The organism is Campylobacter parajejuni, from assembly GCF_046764905.1.
GTDB lineage: Bacteria > Campylobacterota > Campylobacteria > Campylobacterales > Campylobacteraceae > Campylobacter_D.
In genome coordinates, this window is record NZ_JBKORB010000017.1 from 1 (window position 1) to 7,211 (window position 7,211).

4 protein-coding genes and 1 pseudogene are annotated in these 7,211 nt (G+C 35.1%); 2 read left to right on the plus strand and 3 right to left on the minus strand.

Going from position 1 to position 7,211, the window contains the following annotated elements:
• Both ACLL8X_RS09150 and ACLL8X_RS09155 read left to right on the plus strand, forming a co-directional pair.
• On the plus strand, positions 1-188 hold a 188-nt coding region (locus ACLL8X_RS09150), incomplete at its 5' end, for a hypothetical protein (RefSeq protein ID WP_411990615.1).
• Between the two features lie 69 nt (positions 189-257).
• Positions 258-2,180: a motility associated factor glycosyltransferase family protein gene (locus tag ACLL8X_RS09155; protein ID WP_411990618.1), complete on the plus strand. Its 1,923-nt coding sequence runs from the start codon at positions 258-260 to the stop codon at positions 2,178-2,180.
• A 33-nt stretch (positions 2,181-2,213) separates the two neighbouring features.
• Here the strand turns inward: ACLL8X_RS09155 and ACLL8X_RS09160 are convergent, their stop codons facing one another.
• From ACLL8X_RS09160 to ACLL8X_RS09170, 3 genes and pseudogenes are all read right to left on the minus strand, one after another.
• Complete coding sequence (locus ACLL8X_RS09160) at positions 2,214-3,941, minus strand: flagellin A (protein WP_411990616.1); 1,728 nt, start codon at positions 3,939-3,941, stop codon at positions 2,214-2,216.
• 927 nt (positions 3,942-4,868) lie between these two features.
• On the minus strand, positions 4,869-6,596 hold the full coding sequence (locus tag ACLL8X_RS09165) for a flagellin (protein ID WP_411990617.1): 1,728 nt from the start codon (positions 6,594-6,596) through the stop codon (positions 4,869-4,871).
• A gap of 282 nt (positions 6,597-6,878) precedes the next feature.
• A pseudogene (locus tag ACLL8X_RS09170) lies at positions 6,879-7,211 on the minus strand (motility associated factor glycosyltransferase family protein); the annotation flags it as partial.

Sequence of the window (7,211 nt, forward strand, 5' to 3'; positions counted from 1 at the left end):
AAGAAGATAGTTTTAATAAAAGTGTTCTTTGGATTAAAGAGCATTTGGAATTTATGGAATTAGTTTATGGACATATTAAAGCTCAAGAAAATGCTTTGATTAAAAATATAAATCCTTTAGAAGAAAAGCTTAAAGAAAGAGGATTAGGGAAGTGGATAAAGAGAGTAAGGGGGAAGAGTGAAAGCTGAAAAGAAAATTTTGGCTAAGAAAGGCGAAAAATGACAAAAGAAAAGAACAAACTAGAAGAAAGCAAGAAAATGAAAAAAGCAAAGAGTAAAAAAATAAAAAAAAATGAAAAAGAAGAAAATAATTTCAAAAAAAATCTCAAAGCCTTGAATGGTTTTGAGTATGATAATTTACGCAAAAAACTTCAAAATTTAAACGAACTTAGGGATTTTGTCTTCACTCAAGGAAAGGATAATTTGGATATTAATATCATCAAAAAAAGAACTTTGAAAAAAATGTATGAAAATCCTGTTAAGGAATTAGAAAAAGATTTAGAATATTTTAAGGATTTTACGCGTTATCCTGTGCTTTTTTTTTATGGAATGGGAAATGGAATTTTGTATAAAATTTTATTACAAAACAAACATCTTAAAAGAATTATTGTTTTTGAAAAAGAATTAGAACTTATATTTTTGGCTTTAAATTTTGTGGATTTTAGCAAGGATTTGGGCTTGGGAAGACTGATTATCATCCATCACGATGATATTTCTTTGCCTAAAATAGATAAGGTATTTCGCCTTGTGGGGGATTTGCTTTATCGTTCTTACAAACTTCACATTGCCAATGATTTTTACGAAATTTACAAAGAAGATATTTTAAAACTCAATAAACTCAATATCTTAACCATAAAAAATCACAGCCTTATGCATGGAAACGACCCTAAAGACGCTATGCAAGGCATTGAGCAATTTGTTTATAATCTTCCCAAACTCATCACGCATCCTAGCTATAAAGAGCTTTTAAACAAAAGAAAAAACGCTAAAGAGAGCGCCATCATCGTCTCAACCGGACCTAGCCTTACTAAACAACTTCCTTTGCTTAAAAAATACGCGAGTAAGGCTACTATATTTTGTGCGGATAGTTCTTATCCTATTTTGGCTAAGAATGGGATAAAGCCTGATTATGTGTGTATGCTTGAACGCGATGAGGTGGTGGCTGAGTGCTTTAATAATGATTTTGGAATTTTTGATAAAGACATTGTATTTTTAGTCGCTTCTTTAGCGCATAAAAAAACCATCACTTATCTAGAAAAAAATCAAAGGTCCTATATACTCATCATCAAAGGACAACCCTTTGCAAGATATTTAGAACTTGATGATTATGGCTATATTAATGGGGGTATGAGTGTATCGCATATGGCTTATGAGCTTGCAGAAAATTTAGGGCATAAAAATATCATTTTAATAGGGCAAGATTTAGCTTACGGCGAGGATGGAAACTCACATTCTAAAGGTTTTATCCACGCAAGTTGGCACGAAGGACATTATGAAAAGGATTTAGGAAGATTTAGCACCACAGCTTATGGAGGCGAAGGTAAGGTAGAAAGCTCTGAAGTATGGACTCTTTTTAGGCAAGTTTTTGAAGGTTTTATCTTTTTTAGCAAAACGAAAACCTACAACTGCACCGAAGGGGGTGCTAGGATAGAAAGTGCGATAGAAAAGCCTTTTAAGGAATGTTGCCAAAGCCTACTTGACAAGGAAAAGGATAAAAATTTTAAAAGTCTAAAAAATTTAAGCCTTAAAGAACAGCTTGATTTGGGCTTAAAAATCTACACAAAAATCAAAAAAAATATGAGTCTAGCCTTAAATTTTCAAAAGGAATGCAAAAGAGTTAAAAGGCAAATTCACAAACTCACATACGGAAAAAGTAGATTTTCTTTTAACGAAATCAATCAAAATATAGACAAACTTAAAGAAAAACTTACAAGTAAAAGATACAGCTTTTTAGTGGAAATTCTAGGACCTACCTTGCACCACGAGCAAAGCATTTTAGCACCCTTATATCTTCAAGATATAAAAAATGAGACCGATAAACAAAATAAACTTTTTGCTTGGATTTATGCACACGAATCCTTGCTTGAAAGCATTATAGAACTTTTAGAAGCTCAAGATAAAAGACTTAAAATCGCTATTTTACCTTTACAAGACTTATTAGAAAAGAAAAAGGCTCTTTGAAAATCTTAGATGCTAGGCATCTAAGATTAAAGATTATTGTAAGAGTTTTAAAACATTCTGCTGCACGGCATTAGCCTGACTCATAGCATAAGAACCACTTTGAGCTAGGATGTTATATTTAGAAAAATTCGCACTTTCAGCAGCAAAATCCACATCTCTAATAGTCGATTCAGCTGATTTAACATTCACTTGGGTTACAGTGATGTTGTTAATCGTTACTTGAAGTTGATTTTGCACCGAACCAATATCTGCTCTAATTTGGTCTAGATTAGTTGTAGCCGTTTCAACTATATCCATTACAGCCATAGCACCCTTAAGTGTGGTTACACCTGCGGATTCATTTACAGCACCTAGTGTATTTCCAAGTGAAGTTTTCATAGATGCAAACTGAGACATATTCGAACCACTAGAATAGCCTGAACCTGCGGACACGGTATAGATTGTAGAAATAGCTGAAACTTCACTAATTACCACCCCTTGAGAAGCAATGATAGTAGAATAATTCTTACCACTACCTACTGAATAGCCTGAACCTGCAGAAAAACCACTTCCTGCAGCACTCATATAAGCAGAAACACCACTTGCTGCAATAATCTTACCTCTATCAACAGAATTAAAGCCCATAGCATCAGCAATTTTTGCATCAATTTGTCCTTTTGATTCTCTTAGAGATACTGAAGATTGAGAAATGAACACACCCGCACCAAATCCTGCAAAGGACATACCTGAACCAGAAATTAAAATATCCTTACCATCATTTTTCACTAAGGATAAACGACCATAGTTTTCTTTCATATTTGCATTGATAAAAGCACCACCGCCTATATTACCATCGATTTTAATACCTCTACCATCTCTTGAAGTAAGCAAAAGCTTACCATTTTCATCAATAGAAGCTTCAACACCTGTGGTATCCTTTACGGAATTAACAGCTGCAACTAAAGCACCATTAGCATCTCCGTCTTTATAATCTATTTTACCAATCGTTACACCATTGATAGCAAAATCATCTGAAGTTGCCCCTTCTTTAACTGCAGCAAAACCTCTAGTTTCTACCGTAAAAGTAGCTCTAACTCCAGTTTTATCGGCTGATTTATTTATCTCTTCAGCCAAAGCTCCAAGACCTGTTCCTACTGAAGTAGAGATAACCACTTTTTGGAACTTAAAATCTTCTATACCATTGTAGTTTTTCAAAGTAAATTGCACCTCACCACTAGCTGTAATCCTACCTCCTGTTTCAAAGCGTGTTAAACCTATCTTAGAAGACTGAGTTGGCCCTATGGTTGCCTTGATGGTTTGGTTTGAACTTGAACCGATTTGAAACTCTTGGTTGATGAAATTTCCACTTAAAAGTTGCTTACCATTAAAAGAAGTGGTATTGGCGATGTTATCAAGCTCTTCCATCAAACGATTGATATCAGCTTGAAGCATAGTTCTTGTTTTTAAGCTTTGTCCATCTTGAGCTGCTTGAGTAGCCTTAGTCTTAATAGTATCTAAGATTTTAAGCTGTTCGTCCATAGCCTTATCGGCAGTTTGTAAAATACCTATGGCATCATTACCATTATTTATAGCTTGACCTAGAGTAGAAGCTTGCGAACGCAAAGAATCCGCTATCGCCATCCCTGAAGCATCATCTGCTGCGGAGTTAATCCTAAGACCTGAACTAAGTCTGCTTAAAGACTTATCAAGTTGAGTAGCATTAACAACTGAATTTGCGTGTGCATTTAATGCACCGATGTTGGTGTTTATCCTAAAACCCATTTTAAATCCTTTCAAAATATTGCATCGAAAGAATTAAAGCAAGAAGTGTTCCAACTTTTGATATAGGTAGGGGATTGCTTCAGGTTTTTCAAACCCTCGCAATGACGGCTAAGAGATACAAGGACGGAGTTGAGTTTGCAAAGACAAATAAGCCTAACCCCTACACTCAAGGCTAGGTTAAATTTAGATTGTTTAAGCTCTCTTTTAGTGTAGAGACTTTATAATTAAAAAGGTTTAAAAAGTTTTAGTTAAAAGCTTTTAAGCTTTTAACTAGTAAAATCAATAAAGTTAAAACTATCATTAATTCTACCATACTAACTCCCTTCCAACCTAAGCAAAAGAGAATGAATGCTTAAACTTTGAGATTGTATTAAAATTTAGCTTAAGAATTACACTAAAAGATTGTTTAAGATAAAGCTAGGTTAAGCCCTGCCAAAAACCTAGCGAGATTTGTGTTTAAGGACAGACTAAGCAGGGCTTGAATATAATATTTTCGTTTTTATATTAATTTTAGTCTTTGTCCTAGTTTTTTATGACTAGAACAAGGACGATTAAAGTAATGATAAACATAGTTACTTCAATCATCTCTTACCTCCATTAGCACTAGGCTTTTGAAAGTTTATCCCTTTAAAACACTTTGAAATTGTATTAAAATTTAGCTTAAGAATTTTTAGAGTGTTGTGAAATTTTATTTGAAATTAAGATGGGTTCAAGTGTGATTTGGGGTTTAAGGGGGATTGCTTCAAGGCTGAAGCCTTTCGCAATGACGATGCTAAAATGCAATAACGGAAAGGCGAGATTGTTTCAGTTTGACCAAATAAAAACTAAGGTCAATGCGAGTAAAGAGATTCACTGAAAAATAATAAAGCCTAGTATTTCTACTAGGCTTTGGGATTGTTGTAGCATTTTTAAGTTGTTTAAGATAACTTACTGGAGTAATCTTAAAACATTTTGCTGGACAGAATTAGCCTGAGCCATAGCATAAGAACCACTTTGAGCTAGGATGTTGGCTTTGGAGTAGTTCGCACTCTCGCTAGCAAAATCCACATCTCTAATAGTCGATTCAGCTGCTTTAACATTCACTTGGGTTACAGTGATATTGTTGATAGTCGATGTAACTTGATTTTGCACCGAACCGATATCTGCCCTAATTTGGTCTAGATTAGTTGTAGCCGTTTCAACTATATCCATTACAGCCATAGCACCCTTAAGTGTGGTTACACCTGCGGATTCATTTACAGCACCTAGTGTATTTCCAAGTGAAGTTTTCATAGAAGCAAACTGAGACATATTCGAACCACTAGAATAGCCTGAACCTGCGGACACGGTATAGATTGTAGAAATAGCTGAAACTTCACTAATTACCACCCCTTGAGAAGCAATGATAGTAGAATAATTCTTACCACTACCTACTGAATAGCCTGAACCTGCAGAAAAACCACTTCCTGCAGCACTCATATAAGCAGAAACACCACTTGCTGCAATAATCTTACCTCTATCAACAGAATTAAAGCCCATAGCATCAGCAATTTTTGCATCAATTTGTCCTTTTGATTCTCTTAGAGATACTGAAGATTGAGAAATGAACACACCCGCACCAAATCCTGCAAAGGACATACCTGAACCAGAAATTAAAATATCCTTACCATCATTTTTCACTAAGGATAAACGACCATAGTTTTCTTTCATATTTGCATTGATAAAAGCACCACCGCCTATATTACCATCGATTTTAATACCTCTACCATCTCTTGAAGTAAGCAAAAGCTTACCATTTTCATCAATAGAAGCTTCAACACCTGTGGTATCCTTTACGGAATTAACAGCTGCAACTAAAGCACCATTAGAATCTCCGTCTTTATAATCCACTTTACCAATCGTTACACCATTGATAGCAAAATCATCTGAAGTTGCCCCTTCTCTAACTGCAGCAAAACCTCTAGTTTCTACCGTAAAAGTAGCTCTAATGCCGGTTTTATCAGCGTTTTTGTTTATCTCATCAGCCAAAGCTCCAAGACCTGTTCCTACTGAAGTAGAGATAACCACTTTTTGCAACTTAAAATCTTCTATACCATTGTAGTTTTTAAAAGTAAGTTGTGCTTCACCACTAGCTGTAATCCTACCTCCTGTTTCAAAGCGTGTTAAACCTATCTTAGAAGACTGAGTTGCCCCTATGGTTGCCTTGATGGTTTGGTTTGAGTTCGCACCGATTTGAAACTCTTGGTTGATGAAACCGCCACTTAAAAGTTGCTTACCATTAAAAGAAGTGGTATTGGCGATGTTATCAAGCTCTTCCATCAAACGATTGATATCAGCTTGAAGCATAGTTCTTGTTTTTAAGCTTTGTCCATCTTGAGCAGCTTGAGTAGCCTTAGTCTTAATAGTATCTAAGATTTTAAGCTGTTCGTCCATAGCCTTATCGGCAGTTTGTAAAATACCTAAAGCATCATTACCATTTGAAATAGCTTGACCCAAAGTAGAAGCTTGCGAACGCAAAGAATCCGCTATCGCCATCCCTGAAGCATCATCTGCTGCGGAGTTAATCCTAAGACCTGAACTAAGTCTCGCAAGTGATTGGTCTAATGACCTACTATTTAAATCTGCATTTGCCTTAGCGTTCAATGCCCCAACGTTTGTGTTAATACGAAATCCCATTTTAAATCCTTTTAAAAAAATTCAAGCTCATCCATGAACTTGTTAAAGGCTATATCGGTATGTTTAAAAAAATATTTTATAGTTTTTTGGAAAATTGTGGAAAATTTTTAGACTTGGATTGCTTCGCCGACTTATCGTCTCGCAATGACGGGACTAGGTTTGCAAAGACAAATTGGGTCTAGAGAGATTACCACGCTGACTAAGTCAGCTCGTAATGACGAAGTTATGGAAATGGAGTTAAGGGGATTGCTTCGAATGCAAAGCATTCTCGCAATGACGATACTAAAATGCAATGACGGAGTTAGGACACAATGACTGATATTTATACTCCAATTTTTCTATAAAACAAACTAGCCATTCGTAGAAAGCCTTGATATAAGCTAGATTAAATTGCGTCTCATCTAAAATTCCCTGCTTTAAAACATCAGAGATAAATTTCCCTCGATATGCAAAAATACCCCTTAAAGTTTCATCCTGTATAAACTCATCTTCATCTAAGGCGTGATTGAAATTTTGTATATTTTGATAAACTTTTTCTAAAAATTCTAAAGGCAGAATGAAATCTTTAGAAAGTATATTTTCTAAGATTTGTTTTAGGGCTAAGGCATCATCTAA

Bases quoted from the DNA above. Each gene is read 5' to 3' on its own strand.
- ACLL8X_RS09155 (WP_411990618.1), top strand. From the start codon at position 258: ATGAAAAAAGCAAAGAGTAAAAAAATAAAAAAAAATGAAAAAGAAGAA.
- ACLL8X_RS09160 (WP_411990616.1), bottom strand. From the start codon at position 3,941: ATGGGTTTTAGGATAAACACCAACATCGGTGCATTAAATGCACACGCA.
- ACLL8X_RS09165 (WP_411990617.1), bottom strand. From the start codon at position 6,596: ATGGGATTTCGTATTAACACAAACGTTGGGGCATTGAACGCTAAGGCA.